Origin of the sequence: Streptomyces sp. SID9727 (assembly GCF_010550605.1) — a bacterium.
GTDB lineage: Bacteria > Actinomycetota > Actinomycetes > Streptomycetales > Streptomycetaceae > Streptomyces.
On sequence record NZ_JAAGNI010000304.1, the window covers coordinates 1 to 12,328 of the forward strand.

The 12,328-nt window shown below is 73.5% G+C and carries 12 protein-coding genes and 1 pseudogene; 8 read left to right on the forward strand and 5 right to left on the reverse strand.

Annotated elements, in window-relative coordinates; all coding sequences use genetic code 11:
- From G3I41_RS20075 to G3I41_RS20085, 3 genes are all read left to right on the forward strand, one after another.
- The coding region (locus tag G3I41_RS20075) for a bifunctional DNA primase/polymerase (RefSeq protein ID WP_164401741.1) at window positions 1–466 on the forward strand (466 nt) is incomplete at its 5' end.
- A 66-nt stretch (window positions 467–532) separates the two neighbouring features.
- Window positions 533–1,342, forward strand: coding sequence for an ABC transporter ATP-binding protein (locus G3I41_RS20080; RefSeq protein ID WP_164401743.1), 810 nt, complete (start codon window positions 533–535; stop codon window positions 1,340–1,342).
- Complete coding sequence (locus tag G3I41_RS20085; RefSeq protein ID WP_164401745.1) at window positions 1,339–2,991, forward strand: transporter; 1,653 nt, start codon at window positions 1,339–1,341, stop codon at window positions 2,989–2,991. The genes G3I41_RS20080 and G3I41_RS20085 overlap by 4 nt, the downstream gene beginning before the upstream one ends.
- A gap of 8 nt (window positions 2,992–2,999) precedes the next feature.
- Here the strand turns inward: G3I41_RS20085 and G3I41_RS20090 are convergent, their stop codons facing one another.
- Both G3I41_RS20090 and G3I41_RS20095 read right to left on the reverse strand, forming a co-directional pair.
- Window positions 3,000–3,893, reverse strand: coding sequence for an alpha/beta hydrolase (locus tag G3I41_RS20090; protein WP_164401758.1), 894 nt, complete (start codon window positions 3,891–3,893; stop codon window positions 3,000–3,002).
- A gap of 457 nt (window positions 3,894–4,350) precedes the next feature.
- Complete coding sequence (locus G3I41_RS20095; protein WP_164401747.1) at window positions 4,351–5,043, reverse strand: metal-dependent transcriptional regulator; 693 nt, start codon at window positions 5,041–5,043, stop codon at window positions 4,351–4,353.
- A 184-nt stretch (window positions 5,044–5,227) separates the two neighbouring features.
- On the opposite strand from G3I41_RS20095, the gene G3I41_RS20100 reads away from it, so the two are divergent.
- A complete protein-coding gene (locus G3I41_RS20100) occupies window positions 5,228–5,983 on the forward strand; it encodes an SIS domain-containing protein (RefSeq protein WP_164401749.1) in 756 nt (251 codons plus the stop codon).
- A 362-nt stretch (window positions 5,984–6,345) separates the two neighbouring features.
- Here the strand turns inward: G3I41_RS20100 and G3I41_RS20105 are convergent, their stop codons facing one another.
- Both G3I41_RS20105 and pdxH read right to left on the reverse strand, forming a co-directional pair.
- Complete coding sequence (locus G3I41_RS20105) at window positions 6,346–7,665, reverse strand: PAS domain-containing protein (RefSeq protein ID WP_164401751.1); 1,320 nt, start codon at window positions 7,663–7,665, stop codon at window positions 6,346–6,348.
- Window positions 7,666–8,030: 365 nt separating this feature from the next.
- The gene (gene pdxH / locus G3I41_RS20110; RefSeq protein WP_164401760.1) at window positions 8,031–8,666 is read right to left on the reverse strand and encodes a pyridoxamine 5'-phosphate oxidase; all 636 of its coding nucleotides are present in this window, start codon (window positions 8,664–8,666) and stop codon (window positions 8,031–8,033) included.
- A gap of 122 nt (window positions 8,667–8,788) precedes the next feature.
- Here pdxH and G3I41_RS20115 point away from each other — a divergent pair, with 122 nt between their 5' ends.
- Complete coding sequence (locus tag G3I41_RS20115; protein WP_164401753.1) at window positions 8,789–9,892, forward strand: citrate synthase 2; 1,104 nt, start codon at window positions 8,789–8,791, stop codon at window positions 9,890–9,892.
- Window positions 9,893–9,964: 72 nt separating this feature from the next.
- Here G3I41_RS20115 and G3I41_RS20120 read toward each other — a convergent pair whose 3' ends face one another.
- Window positions 9,965–10,315 carry a phosphopantetheine-binding protein gene (locus tag G3I41_RS20120; RefSeq protein ID WP_239081735.1) on the reverse strand — a complete coding sequence of 117 codons (351 nt, stop codon included), beginning with the start codon at window positions 10,313–10,315 and terminating at the stop codon, window positions 9,965–9,967.
- Between the two features lie 241 nt (window positions 10,316–10,556).
- Between G3I41_RS20120 and G3I41_RS20125 the strand changes: the two genes are divergently transcribed.
- From G3I41_RS20125 to G3I41_RS20135, 3 genes and pseudogenes are all read left to right on the forward strand, one after another.
- The gene (locus G3I41_RS20125; protein ID WP_164401754.1) at window positions 10,557–11,318 is read left to right on the forward strand and encodes an alpha/beta fold hydrolase; all 762 of its coding nucleotides are present in this window, start codon (window positions 10,557–10,559) and stop codon (window positions 11,316–11,318) included.
- 39 nt (window positions 11,319–11,357) lie between these two features.
- The gene (locus tag G3I41_RS20130) at window positions 11,358–11,936 is read left to right on the forward strand and encodes a hypothetical protein (protein ID WP_164401756.1); all 579 of its coding nucleotides are present in this window, start codon (window positions 11,358–11,360) and stop codon (window positions 11,934–11,936) included.
- Window positions 11,933–12,328, forward strand: a pseudogene (locus G3I41_RS20135) (hypothetical protein); the annotation flags it as partial. The gene G3I41_RS20130 and the pseudogene G3I41_RS20135, both read left to right, overlap by 4 nt.

Here is a 12,328-nt window from a genome sequence, read left to right on the forward strand (position 1 = left end):
CCGGATGTGGAGCCGGCGGCCGGGCGCCGCGGTGCTGCTGCCCACCGGGCGCGCGTTCGACGCCGTCGAGGTCCCGGAGACGGCGGGCTTCCTGGCGCTCGCCCGGATGGAGCGGATGAGCCTGCCGCTCGGCCCGGTCACCCGCACCCCCGACCGCCGGATGCAGTTCTTCGTGCTGCCCGGCGCCGCCGCGAAGGCGGAGGACCTGGCCCGCCGGGCCGGGTGGAACGCCGCGTCGATCGGCCTGCGCGGCGTCGGCGAGGGCGGTTACGTCGTCGCGCCCCCGACCCGGGTCGGCGGGGCGGCCGCGGTGCAGTGGGCCCGCTCCCCCACGACCGCCAACCGCTGGCTGCCCGAGGTCGAGGAGCTGATCGGCCCGCTCGCGTACGCCTGCGGCCGGGCGGCGGCCGACGCGCGCCAGGCCCTGTCGTCACATTCCCGTCGGGAATGTGACGACAGGGCCTGAGAACGCCTTTCGTAGGGTGGTCCCCGGGTACGACACGTACGTACGGGGACTTCGAAGGGCGTGCACATGCCGGACCGGGCAGAACGTGAGGAAATCCAGGGGACCGAGGCACCGCCCGCGGTGCGCGTCCAGGGGTTGTGGAAACGATTCGGCGAGCAGACCGCGGTCGCCGGCATCGATCTGGACCTGCCCGCGGGCAGGTTCATCGGCCTGGTGGGACCCAACGGGGCGGGAAAGACCACCACGCTCTCCATGGTCACCGGGCTGCTCCGGCCGGACCAGGGGCGGATCGAGATCGGCGGGCGCGACGTCTGGGGCGACCCGGTCGGGGTGAAGTCCCGGATCGGGGTCCTGCCCGAGGGGCTGCGCCTCTTCGAGCGGCTGTCCGGCCGCGAACTCCTCGCCTACACCGGCCGGTTGCGCGGGCTGCCCGGCCAGGAGGTGGACAGCCGGGCGACCCAGCTGCTCGACGTGCTGGACCTGGCGGGCTCCCAGCACAAGCTGGTCATCGACTACTCGACCGGGATGCGCAAGAAGATCGGGCTCGCCGCCGCCCTGCTGCACAACCCCGAAGTGCTGTTCCTGGACGAGCCGTTCGAGGGCGTCGACCCGGTCTCGGCGCAGACCATCCGCAAGGTCCTGGAGCGCTACACGCGGTCCGGGGCGACCGTCGTGTTCTCCAGCCATGTGATGGAGCTGGTCGAGTCGCTGTGCGACTGGGTGGCCGTGATGGCGGCCGGCGCCATCCGCGCCCAGGGCCCGCTGGCCGAGGTGCGCGGAGAGGCACCCTCGCTCCAGAGCGCGTTCCTGGAGCTGGTGGGTGCGGGCAACCGCGACGCCGGCGCGACCCTGGACTGGCTGGGCGGCGACCGATGAGCGTGCTCGACGCCCCCGCCGGCACCGGCCCCCGGACCGGGGCCACGACCGGTGCCTCGGTGCTGATCCCCGTATTCGCCCGGCTCAAGCTGGCCCTGCTCCGCAACGGGCTGCGCCAGTCCTCCGGGCGCCGGGCCGTCTACATCGCCTCGGTCGCCGGCGCCCTGCTCATCGCCGCCGGACAGCTGGTCGGGCTGATCCTGCTGCGCGGCCACGCCCACGCGGACTCGGTGGTGGTGCTGCTCACCGCCGTCCTGGCCCTCGGCTGGGCGGTGATGCCGCTGTTCTTCTCGGCCGGCGACGAGACCCTGGACCCGACCCGGCTGGTGATGCTGCCGCTGCGGCCCCGGCCGTTGATCGTCGCGCTGCTGGTCTCCTCGCTGATCGGGATCGGCCCGCTGTTCACGCTGTGCCTGGCGGCCGGATCAGTGGCCGCGCTGGCCCAGGGGGCGGGCGCGGTGGTCTTCGCGGTGCTCGCCGTGCCGCTGACCCTGCTGGTCTGCGTGGCCCTGGCCCGCGCGGTCGCCGCCGCCAACACCCGGCTGCTGACCTCCCGCAAGGGCCGCGACCTGGCGGTCCTCAGCGGCCTGGTGATCGCGGTGGGCATCCAGGTCGTCAACTTCGGGGCCCAGCGCCTCGGGCAGGCCGGCGGGCTCTCCTCGCTCGACCCGGCGGCGGACGTCCTGCGCTGGGTGCCGCCCGCCTCGGCCGTCGGGTCCGTGGGCTCCGCCGCCGAGGGGGCGTACGGACGGGCCGTCGTCCAGCTGCTGAGCGCGGCGGCCGCGCTAGGGGTGCTGCTGTGGCTGTGGCGGCGCAGCCTGACGAAGCTGATGACCGCGCCGGACGGTTCCACGACCGCCGCCGCCGGGCCGGACCGCGAGAAGTCCGGCCGGGCCGGCGCGGGACTGTGGGCCCTGCTCCCCGAGGGCCGCACCGGCACGGTGATGCAGCGGTCCCTGCGGTACGTGGCACGGGACCCGAAGACGAAGGCGGCCTGGGTGACCGCGCTGGCGGTCGGGCTGATCGTCCCGCTGATCAACGCCGTCCAGGGCCAGGGCACGGTGTACTTCGCCTGCTTCGCCTCCGGGATGCTCGGCATGCAGATGTACAACCAGTTCGGGCAGGACACCTCCGCGTTCTGGATGGTCGCCCAGACGGTCTCCTCGGCGCGGGACGCGTACGTCGAACTGCGCGCCCGGGCCCTGGCGCTGCTGCTGATCACGCTTCCGTACACGGTGCTCGTGGCGGTGGTGACGGCGGCGCTGCTCGGCGACTGGAAGCCGCTGCCGGGGGTGCTCGGCCTGTCGTTCGCGCTGCTGGGCGCGATGCTGGCGACGGGCGCGGTGGCCTCGGTGCGCCTCCCTTACTCGATTCCGCAGGAGGGGGCGTTCAAGAACGTGGCGCCGGGGCAGGCCGGCCTCGCCTGGATCTCCATCCTCGGCGGCATGGTCGCGGCGGCCGTGCTGAGCGCCCCGGTGATCGCGCTGACGATCACCCTGCACGTCACGGACCGGACGGACTGGCTGTGGCTGCTGCTGCCGGCCGGCGCGGTGTACGGGGCGCTGATCGCCTGGGCCGGGCTGCGGCTGGCGGCCCCGCGCATGGCGCTGCGACTGCCGGAGATCCTGACGGCGGTCAGCAAGGGCTGAGAGCGGCGTTACGGGGAGACGGGCTCGCGGTCGTCCCGTGCGTCCTCGGACAGCTCCTCCAGGAAGGGTTCGACCGCGGCGCGCCAGCCCTCCGGCTGGTCGAAGTGCACGAGGTGGCCGGCGTCGGCCACCTCGGCGTACCGGCCGCGCGGCAGGACCCGGACCATCTCCTGCGCCTCCGCCCGGCCGAGCTCGCCGTCCAGCCCGCGCAGCACCAGCGTCGGGCACCTGACCTGGGCCAGCTCCTCCCAGTGCGCGTCGAACACCCAGGTGGCGCGGGACTCCAGCATCTGGCGGCGCGAGAAGACGGGCCACCAGCCCCCGTCCCGCTCGGCCATCACCTCGGCGTAGAACGCGCCCCGGGACGGGCTGGGGCGCTCCACCCACGGGTCCTCCTCGCCGAACCACCGCCGCACGGCGTCGGGCGAGGCGAAGGGGAGCGGCCAGCTCTCGAACCAGTCCTCCCACTCGCGTTGCGAGGCCGCGCCGAGCGCGGAGGCGCGCATGTCGCAGACGACGAGCGCGCGGACCAGGTCGGGGCGCTTGGCGGCGAGCTGCCAGGCGGTGAGGGCGCCCATGGAGTGGCCGACGAGGGTGACGGGGGCGAGCCCCAGCTGTTCGATCACCGCCTCGGCGTCCGCCACGTAGGCGTCGCGGGTGTAGGGGCCGTCGGCCGGTTTCCCGCTGTCGCCGTGGCCGCGCTGGTCGAGGCCGACCGGGCGGTGCCGCTCGGCGAGCCAGCCGGCGGTGGACGCCCAGTGCGAGGCCCGGCCCATCAGGCCGTGCAGCAGTAAGACGGCGGGGGCCGGGGCGCCGTCCGCGCCCGCCCTGGGCGGGTCGGCGAACTCCCAGGCCGCGAGGCGTACGCCGTCCGATCCGGTCACTTCGATGCGCCGCGCCATGACTTCTGGCACCCCCTTTTCTCCCTGGGTCACCGGGTGGTCGTGTCGGCCAGACTATCGAACCTCTATTCGAAAATCGGGATCTGCCAGCCAACACCGCTCGTTCGAGTGACTGCTTTCCAGGATTGACGACGGCAGCGGCGGGGAGATGTTCTGCAGGAGGCGGGCCGCTCGGGGATGAGGGCTCGCGGGACCGACCTCGGGAGCTCGGGGCTCCAGGTCGGACACAGGGAGGGACGGGCCCCGGCGCCTTGCGGCGCCGGGGCCCTCCGCATGTCTGCGTACGACGGGTGCATCGCGGCTCCCCTCCCCGGCGGCAGGGGCGGCGGCCGACACGCTCAGCCACCCCTCCGCCACAGCGTGGCACGGTCCGCGCCGGAGCGCTGCGGTTCCGTACGGAAAAAAAGAGAGACCGGGCACCGGCGGCCGCCGGTGCCCGGTCTCCCGGAAAGCGGGTCTACCGCTTGGCGACGAAGACGTGCGAGGCGACCTCGGAGTCCAGCTCCGCCGCCTCGCCGCTGCTGCCGACCAGCACGCCGCCGGGCGACTGCGTCACGCTGACCACGGAACCGGGCTGCACGCCCGCCCGACGCAGCGTGTACATCAGCTGGGCGTCCGTCTGGATCGGCTCCCCGATCCGGCGGACCACCACCGTCTTGCCGTCGCTGCCCGGGTCGAGGTCGGAGAGGCTGACCATGCCCTCGTCGAGGAACGGGTCGGCCTCGGCCTTCTCGCCCAGCTCCTCCAGGCCCGGGATCGGATTGCCGTACGGCGACTCCGTCGGGTGGCGAAGCAGCTCCAGCACCCGGCGTTCGACCGCCTCGCTCATCACGTGCTCCCACCGGCACGCCTCGGCGTGGACCTGCTCCCACTCCAGGCCGATCACGTCGACCAGCAGGCACTCGGCCAGCCGGTGCTTGCGCATGACGCGGGTCGCGAGGCGGCGGCCCTCCTCGGTCAGCTCCAGGTGCCGGTCGCCGGCGACCTGGACCAGGCCGTCGCGCTCCATCCGCGCCACGGTCTGGCTGACGGTCGGACCGCTCTGGTCCAGCCGTTCCGCGATCCGGGCGCGCATGGGGACGACGCCTTCCTCTTCGAGTTCGAGGATGGTGCGGAGATACATCTCCGTGGTGTCGATCAGTCCGGACATTCGTGCCCCTCGATGCAATCGTGCGCTGGCCCTGGCATCAATTCTGACGCATCGCGCGCGGAACCGTGCCGCGCCGTCGTCACCGGGGCCGGGCGGTATTGACAGGTCACTGGTCCAGACCGCAACGTGATCGGCGTTACGGACGCCCCATGGACATCCCACCCCGCCGGAAAGGCCCTCTCCGATGAGCGAAAGCAAGCTGGCCGGTCAGTTCTTCGATGCGGCGATCGGCCTGCTGGGGAGGGTGCGGGACGAGGAGGCCGGGAACATCGCGGCCGCCGGTGCCGCGATCGCCGACACCGTCGAGGCGGGCGGCCGGCTCTTCGCCTTCGGCGCCGGGCACTCCTCGCTCGCCGCGCAGGACGTCGTCTACCGGGCGGGCGGGTTCGCCCTGATGAACCTCATGGCCGTACCCGGGGCCCTCGGCGTGGACGTCATGCCCGCCACCCTGGGCTCCGCCCTGGAACGCGTGGACGGCCTCGCGGGAGCGGTGCTCGACTCCAGCCCCGCGAAGTCCGGCGACGTGCTCGTGATCATCTCGCTCTCCGGGCGCAACGCCCTGCCCGTCGAGATGGCGCTCAACGCCCGCGCGCTGGGCCTGAAGGTCATCGGCGTCACCTCGGTCGCGTACGCGGAGGAGACCCGGTCCCGGCACAGCTCGGGCGGCTTCCTGCGGGACCACTGCGACATCGTCCTCGACAGCAAGATCGCGGTCGGCGACGCGGAGCTGGAGGTGGACGGCATCGAGGCGCCGTTCGCGCCGGCGTCCACGGTGGTCACCAGCGCGATCATGCAGAGCATGATGGCCGCGGCGGCGGAACGGCTGCTGGAGCGGGGCATCGAGCCGCCGCTGCTGCGGTCGGGGAACGTGGACGGCGGGCACGAGTGGAACGGGCGCGTGATGTCGCAGTACGCGGAGCGCATCTTTTACCGGCACTAGGGCGTGTTTCGAAAGTAGCGCCGTCCGCCCGTAGGGCGGGTCCGGCGGCGTCTGGTGCGTGCGATCGCAAGGCGGAGGGTCGCCCCGATACTGGTTGTATCGGGGTGATCCCGACAACGCGGCGAGCGTGCGTGCCAGGCGTCGCCGGACAGGCGGGACTTTCGAAACACGCCCTAGCTGGATCGCCCTGGGCGGCCCGGACCGGGAGACGCCGTTTCCCGGCGGCAACGGGTCCGTCCTCAAACGCCGGACGGGCTGGAATCGCGCGGCGGGTCCGCCCTCAGCCGCCGGACGAGCCGGAAGCGCGCAACGCGGCCGTCCTCAAACGCCGGACGAGCCGGACGCGCGCGACGGTGCCGTCCTCAATCGCCGGACGGGCTGGACATGTGCAGGTCCACCGATGCCGCCACCCGGGCGGCCACCGTCTCCGCGTACGCCGCGTCCGGGCGTTCGAACGCGCTGCGGTGCGCGGAGCGGAGGAACGTCACCACGCCCAAGGTGCGGCCGCGGCTCCGGAGCACCGTGGCGAGGGCGTGCACCGCGTCCGGCGGCCACTGCCGCTGCCGCGCCCACTCGCCGTCCGTACGCCCCGCCCCCGCCGATGTGCGCACCGAGCCCATGCGGTCCACCGCCTGGAGGGCCGGGTGGCCCGGCGCGTACCGCAGCGGGATGCCGCCGCCGGCCACCGGGAGGCAGGGGCCCGGCGCGTCGGCCGGGGTGGCCGCCGCCCGGACCAGCCGCTCCCCCGCCACCAGGTCGATCAGCGCGTGGTCGGCGAACCCGGCCAGCGCGAAGTCGAGCGACGACATCGCGGCCTCCATCGGGTCCTCGCACTCCGCGGCGGACCGCGCGGCGCGGTGCAGCTGGTTGGAGCGGAAGCGCAGCCGGTCCGCCTCCTGGGCGGCGAGCCGGGCCTCCGTGACGTCCTGGAAGACCCAGCCGGCGCCCAGCGGCACGGGCTCCTCGGTGAGCGGGGAGGCCAGCCGCAGGAAGCCGCTGCGCCAGCAGCGACGCCGGGTGCCCTCACCGCCGCGCAGGGTCACCCACAGCTCGGCGGGCGGGCCCGGTGTCCCCTCGGCCAGCACGTGCTGGAGGGCGCCCTCCAGCTCCTCGACCCCCTGGGCGATCACCTCGCCGAGGGGCCGCCCGAGCAGGGTCGTACGGCCGCCGCCCAGAGCGCGGGCCGCGTGGGCGTTGACGACGGTGGGGCGCAGGTCCACGTCGACCAGGACGACGCCCCAGGAGGCGTCCTCGAACAGGGCCTCGCTGAGCGCGATCGCCCGTTCCAGGTCGATCTGGGCGTGGACCTCGCTGAACGCGCAGTACACCCCGGCCGGCTTCCCGTCCGCGCCCCGGACCCCGGCGGACTGGGTGCGCACGAGGACCCGGCCGCCGTCCTTCCGCAGCAGCGCGAACTCGTGCACCTGGCGGCCCGGCGCGCCCATGACGGCCATCAGCCGCCCCTGCACCTCGTCCGCGTCGGCCCGGCGCACGGCCCATCCGGCGAAGCCCGGGCGCCCCACGGCCTCCTCGGCGGACCAGCCGAGGACGCGCTCGGCCTCGCGGTTCCAGTGGGTGACGGTGCCGTGCGCGTCGAAGGCGCAGAGCGCCGCGTCCATGCCGTCGAGAAGGGCCGCCAGCAGCTCCGCGCCGGCCGTCCCCCTGCTCGTGGAAGCACTCATCCCGGTCCCCCTGCGCGAGGTGTCCGCCATAACCGCACGTCAGACCATTGAACTCGAACGTGACCCAGGGCACAGGGACTTTGCCGGAAATCGGTCCTCCGTTAATTCGCTTGCCCGGGCCGGAGGCGGTTCCTAAGGTGGCTGTACACGCGAAAGGAGGTGATCCGAAAAGTGCAGTCTTATCGGATTCGTGAGGTGGCTGCGGGCTGACAGCCCGTCGTCGCACTTCGTGCACCTCGGCGGGCTGTCCGCCGAAACCCAAGCAGTCACCGACCCGCAGGCTCGCCGGTAGATCCGGCCGGCTCCCTCCGCGAGGAGGGAACCAGAGCCTGCGGGTTCTGCTTTTCCTCAGGCCGCGTACGGCGTCACGGGCACAGCCGCTCGACCCGCCACGTGCCGTCCCCGCCGCCCTCGCGGACGTAACGCAGCCGGTCGTGGAGCCGGTTCTCGTGGCCCTGCCAGAACTCGATGGTCTCGGGGACGACGCGGAAGCCGCCCCAGTGCGGGGGCGCCGGGACCTTCTCGCCCTCCGGGTAGCGGGACGACAACTCCTCGTAGCGGCTGATCAGCTCCTCGCGGCTGCCGATCACCGTCGACTGGTCGCTCGCCCAGGCGCCGAGCTGGGAACCGTGCGGGCGGGTACGGAAGTAGGCGACGGTCTCCTCGCGGGGGACCCGGGCCGCGGTGCCGGTGACGATGACCTGGCGGGCCAGCGGGTGCCAGGGGAAGAGCAGCGAGACGTAGGGGTTGGCCGCCAGCTCGCGGCCCTTGCGCGAGCCGTAGTTGGTGAAGAAGACGAAGCCGCGCGCGTCGTACATCTTCAGCAGCACCGTGCGGGAGGAGGGGCGGCCCTCGGGGGTCGCCGTGGAGACCACCATGGCGTTCGGCTCGTGCAGCATGCCGCCGGCGGCGACCTGCCGGAACCAGCGCGCGAACTGGTCCATCGGGTCGGGCGCGAGCGATTCCTCGGCGAAGGTCTCGGATCGGTATTGCTCGCGCATCGCGGCCGGATCGGTGGTGGAATCGAAGGAGGAGTCTGGGGTGGGCACGGTGCCATCCTGCCGCAGCGGCCGGACGGGCCGGAGTCCGCCCGGCGCAACCGTCGATCCGAGGGAGCCGCCTGATGTCCGACTTCGTACCCGGACTTGAAGGAGTCGTCGCGTTCGAGACGGAAATCGCCGAACCCGACAAGGAAGGCGGTTCGCTCCGGTACCGGGGCGTCGACATCGAGGATCTCGTCGGCCACGTCTCCTTCGGCCAGGTGTGGGGCCTGCTGGTGGACGGGGCGTTCGAACCCGGTCTGCCGCCCGCCGAGCCGTTCCCGATCCCCGTGCACTCCGGTGACGTCCGGGTCGACGTGCAGGCCGCGCTGGCGATGCTCGCCCCCGTCTGGGGGCTGAGACCGCTGCTGGACATCGACGCGGAGACCGCCCGCGAGAACCTGGCGCGGGCCGCCGTGATGGCGCTGTCGTACGTGGCGCAGTCGGCGCGCGGGCAGGGGGTGCCGATGGTCCCCCAGCGCGAGATCGACAAGGCCGAGTCCGTCGTGGAGCGGTTCATGGTCCGCTGGCGCGGCGAGCCGGACCCCCGGCACGTGAAGGCCGTCGACGCGTACTGGACGTCCGCCGCCGAGCACGGCATGAACGCCTCGACGTTCACCGCCCGGGTCATCGCCTCGACCGGGGCCGACGTGGCGGCCGCGCTGTCCGGCGCGGTGGGCGCCATGTCGGGCCCGCTGCACGGCGGTGCCCCGTCCCGGGTCCTCGGCATGATCGAGGAGATCGAGCGGACCGGCGACGCCACGGCGTACGTGAAGAAGGCGCTGGACAGGGGCGAGCGGCTGATGGGCTTCGGCCACCGCGTCTACCGGGCCGAGGACCCGCGCGCCCGGGTGCTGCGGCGCACCGCCGAGGAACTGGGCGCGCCCCGCTACGAGGTGGCGCGGGCGCTGGAGCGGGCGGCCCTGGAGGAACTGCACGCGCGCCGCCCGGACCGGGTGCTCGCGACCAACGTGGAGTTCTGGGCGGCGATCATGCTGGACTTCGCCGAGGTCCCGGCGCCCATGTTCACCTCGATGTTCACCTGCGCCCGTACGGCGGGCTGGTCGGCGCACATCCTGGAGCAGAAGCGCACGGGCCGGCTGGTGCGCCCGTCGGCGCGTTACGTGGGTCCGGGCGCGCGGAGCCCGCGCGAGGTCGCGGGGTACGCGGAGACGAACCGGCCGTAGGAGGCGTCGGACCGCATGCCGTGTGCGGGGGACAGCACGGCATGCGGCCGTTCCTGGGGGCGGCGGAGCGCCTTACGCGGCCTGCGGCGCCCACTCGACGCCGTAGCGGTCGAAGATCAGCTGGATGTCGTCGTCGTTCGGCAGGTGCCCGGCGCCGCCGTCGAGTTCGGCGGCGATGAGCCCGGTGACGTCGCCGACGCTCTCCAGCGACATCGCCTTCTCCGGCGGGAGCGGTTCGAGTCCGAACAGGTCCTCCAGGGTGAAGGCGAGTTCGGCCAGGGCCAGCGAGTGGTAGCCCAGGTCGGAGATGAGGCGCCGCTCGGGCCGGCTGTCCTCGTTCTTCTGGGGGGCGACGAGCAGCACGAGCCTGCTCACCAGCTCCTCCACCGAGCCGGAGTCGATCACGGTGCTGCTGTCAGTCATGGGACTTCTCCACTTTCGGGTGCCGACCTGATCCGGACGAAAGGCCCTGGCCATGTTCCGGCCGGTGATCACCGGAATCCAGGCAACAACTCCGGCAAGGGCGCGGCAACTCCGTACGGAATCCGGGCTTCCGGTGAGCGGCCCAGTTGCCTGCCGCATGCCGGAATCGTTGCCTGGAGAGGGCACCTGCGCCGCTGCCACAATGCTGTGCGACCGTGACCGGACAGCAGAGGTGGACCGCATGAGTGTGACGGCACGGCCGCAGGACGAGCGCTGGGTCTCCGGCCGGCTGGCCGTCGGCACCGCGCACACCCGGCTGATCTGCGTACCGCAGGCGGGGGCGGGCGCCGGGGCCTTCTCGGGGTGGCGGCGGCACGTCCCGCCGGGCATCGAGCTGGCCCCCGTGGAGCTGCCGGGCCGGGGCACCCGGCAGGACGAGCCCATGCCGGACGGCTTCGACGAGCTGGCCGAGCGGCTGCTGGCCGGGCTGACGCCCGAACTGACCATGCCGTACGCCCTGTTCGGGCACAGCTTCGGCGGGGCGCTGGTCTACGAGCTGAGCCGGCGGATCGCGGCGCGGGGTCTGCCCGCCCCGGTCGCCACCCTCGTCTCCGCCTTCCGGGCCCCGCACACCCCGCCTTCGGCGGCCATGTCCGAGGCGTCCGACGAGGGGCTGCTCGACTGGCTGCTCCGCAACGGCGGACTGCCGGAGGAACTCCTCGCCTACCCCGAGTTCCTGCACCAGATCATGCGCCCCATGCGCACCGACCTCCGGCTCGCGGAGAGCTACCTGCTCGCCGAACCGGACCCGCTGTCCGTCCCGTTGCACGTGTTCGGCGGCGCCGACGACGAGGTGACGCGCGCCGACGGACTGCCCGAGTGGCGGCACTGCGCCGGAGCCGGCTTCTCGCTCACGCTGCTGCCCGGCGGTCACCACTTCCCCCACACCGACCCCGCCGCGATGGTGGCCGCGCTGACGGACGCCCTCGCGCGCACCGCGTGACCCGTACCCCCCTCACCCCCCGACCCCAAGGGAACGCCCATGCTCAGCCTGCTCGCCCACGGCTCCGCCGCCCCCACCGCGCAGCTCGCGGCGGTCCACGTCGACGGGAGCGGCGACTTCGCCGTCGTGTTCAACACCGTTCTCGTCGTGGGGATCACGGTGGGGGTGCTGATCACCCAGTTCACCGCGCGGGAGGTACGGCCCCAGATGTACATCTGGTGCGCGCTGCTCGTGGCGCGGGGCTGCGTGCCGCCGGGCCCGAGCGAGGCGACGACGGGCGGGATCGGCTTCCTTGCGCTCGCGCTCGCCGTCTCCGTGGTGTTCGGCGCGCTGCGCGCCCGGTCGATGCCGATGTGGCGGACCCCGGCGGGCAAGGTGATCCGCAAGGGCGGCATGGGCACGATGTGGCTGTGGCTGGCGACGATCGCGGCGCGGCTCGTGGTGGGGGCGATCGCGCATGTGACGACCGGTGAGCCGATCAACGTCAACGCGCTGTGGCTGGGCATGGGTGTGACGCTGCTCGTCCAGCAGTACTTCCTGGGCCTGCGCGCGAAGGACTCCGCCCTGCCGGTACGGGAGTCGGCCGCGCCGGCCGCCGGTCCCCGGACCTCGGAGTGACGGGCGGGCTGCTGCCCGCAGGCGTGATCCTGGTCGAGTCCTTCGGTGACACGGGGGCCGCGGCCGGGATTCGCCTTTTCCCGGAGGAGGAGGCGCTGATCCCGGATGTGGTCGAGGAGCGCCGGCGCGAGTTCACGACCGTACGGGGCTGCGCCCGCGAGGCGCTGCGGCGGCTGGGCAGGGAGCCCGCGCCACTGGTACGGGAGGGGCGCGACGGGCCGAAGTGGCCGGAGGGCCTGGTGGGCAGCCTGACGCACTGCGTGGGCTACCGGGCCGCCGCCGTCGCCCCCGCCGGGGCGTTCCGGGCGGTCGGGATCGACGCGGAGCCGGACGCGCCGCTGCCGTACGGGGTGGCGGGGCGGGTGCTGGGCGCCGGTGAGCGCGCGGCCGTC

Bases quoted from the DNA above. Each gene is read 5' to 3' on its own strand.
- G3I41_RS20080 (WP_164401743.1), top strand. From the start codon at position 533: ATGCCGGACCGGGCAGAACGTGAGGAAATCCAGGGGACCGAGGCACCG.
- G3I41_RS20085 (WP_164401745.1), top strand. From the start codon at position 1,339: ATGAGCGTGCTCGACGCCCCCGCCGGCACCGGCCCCCGGACCGGGGCC.
- G3I41_RS20090 (WP_164401758.1), bottom strand. From the start codon at position 3,893: ATGGCGCGGCGCATCGAAGTGACCGGATCGGACGGCGTACGCCTCGCG.
- G3I41_RS20095 (WP_164401747.1), bottom strand. From the start codon at position 5,043: ATGTCCGGACTGATCGACACCACGGAGATGTATCTCCGCACCATCCTC.
- G3I41_RS20100 (WP_164401749.1), top strand. From the start codon at position 5,228: ATGAGCGAAAGCAAGCTGGCCGGTCAGTTCTTCGATGCGGCGATCGGC.
- G3I41_RS20105 (WP_164401751.1), bottom strand. From the start codon at position 7,665: ATGAGTGCTTCCACGAGCAGGGGGACGGCCGGCGCGGAGCTGCTGGCG.
- pdxH (WP_164401760.1), bottom strand. From the start codon at position 8,666: ATGCGCGAGCAATACCGATCCGAGACCTTCGCCGAGGAATCGCTCGCG.
- G3I41_RS20115 (WP_164401753.1), top strand. From the start codon at position 8,789: ATGTCCGACTTCGTACCCGGACTTGAAGGAGTCGTCGCGTTCGAGACG.
- G3I41_RS20120 (WP_239081735.1), bottom strand. From the start codon at position 10,315: ATGACTGACAGCAGCACCGTGATCGACTCCGGCTCGGTGGAGGAGCTG.
- G3I41_RS20125 (WP_164401754.1), top strand. From the start codon at position 10,557: ATGAGTGTGACGGCACGGCCGCAGGACGAGCGCTGGGTCTCCGGCCGG.
- G3I41_RS20130 (WP_164401756.1), top strand. From the start codon at position 11,358: ATGCTCAGCCTGCTCGCCCACGGCTCCGCCGCCCCCACCGCGCAGCTC.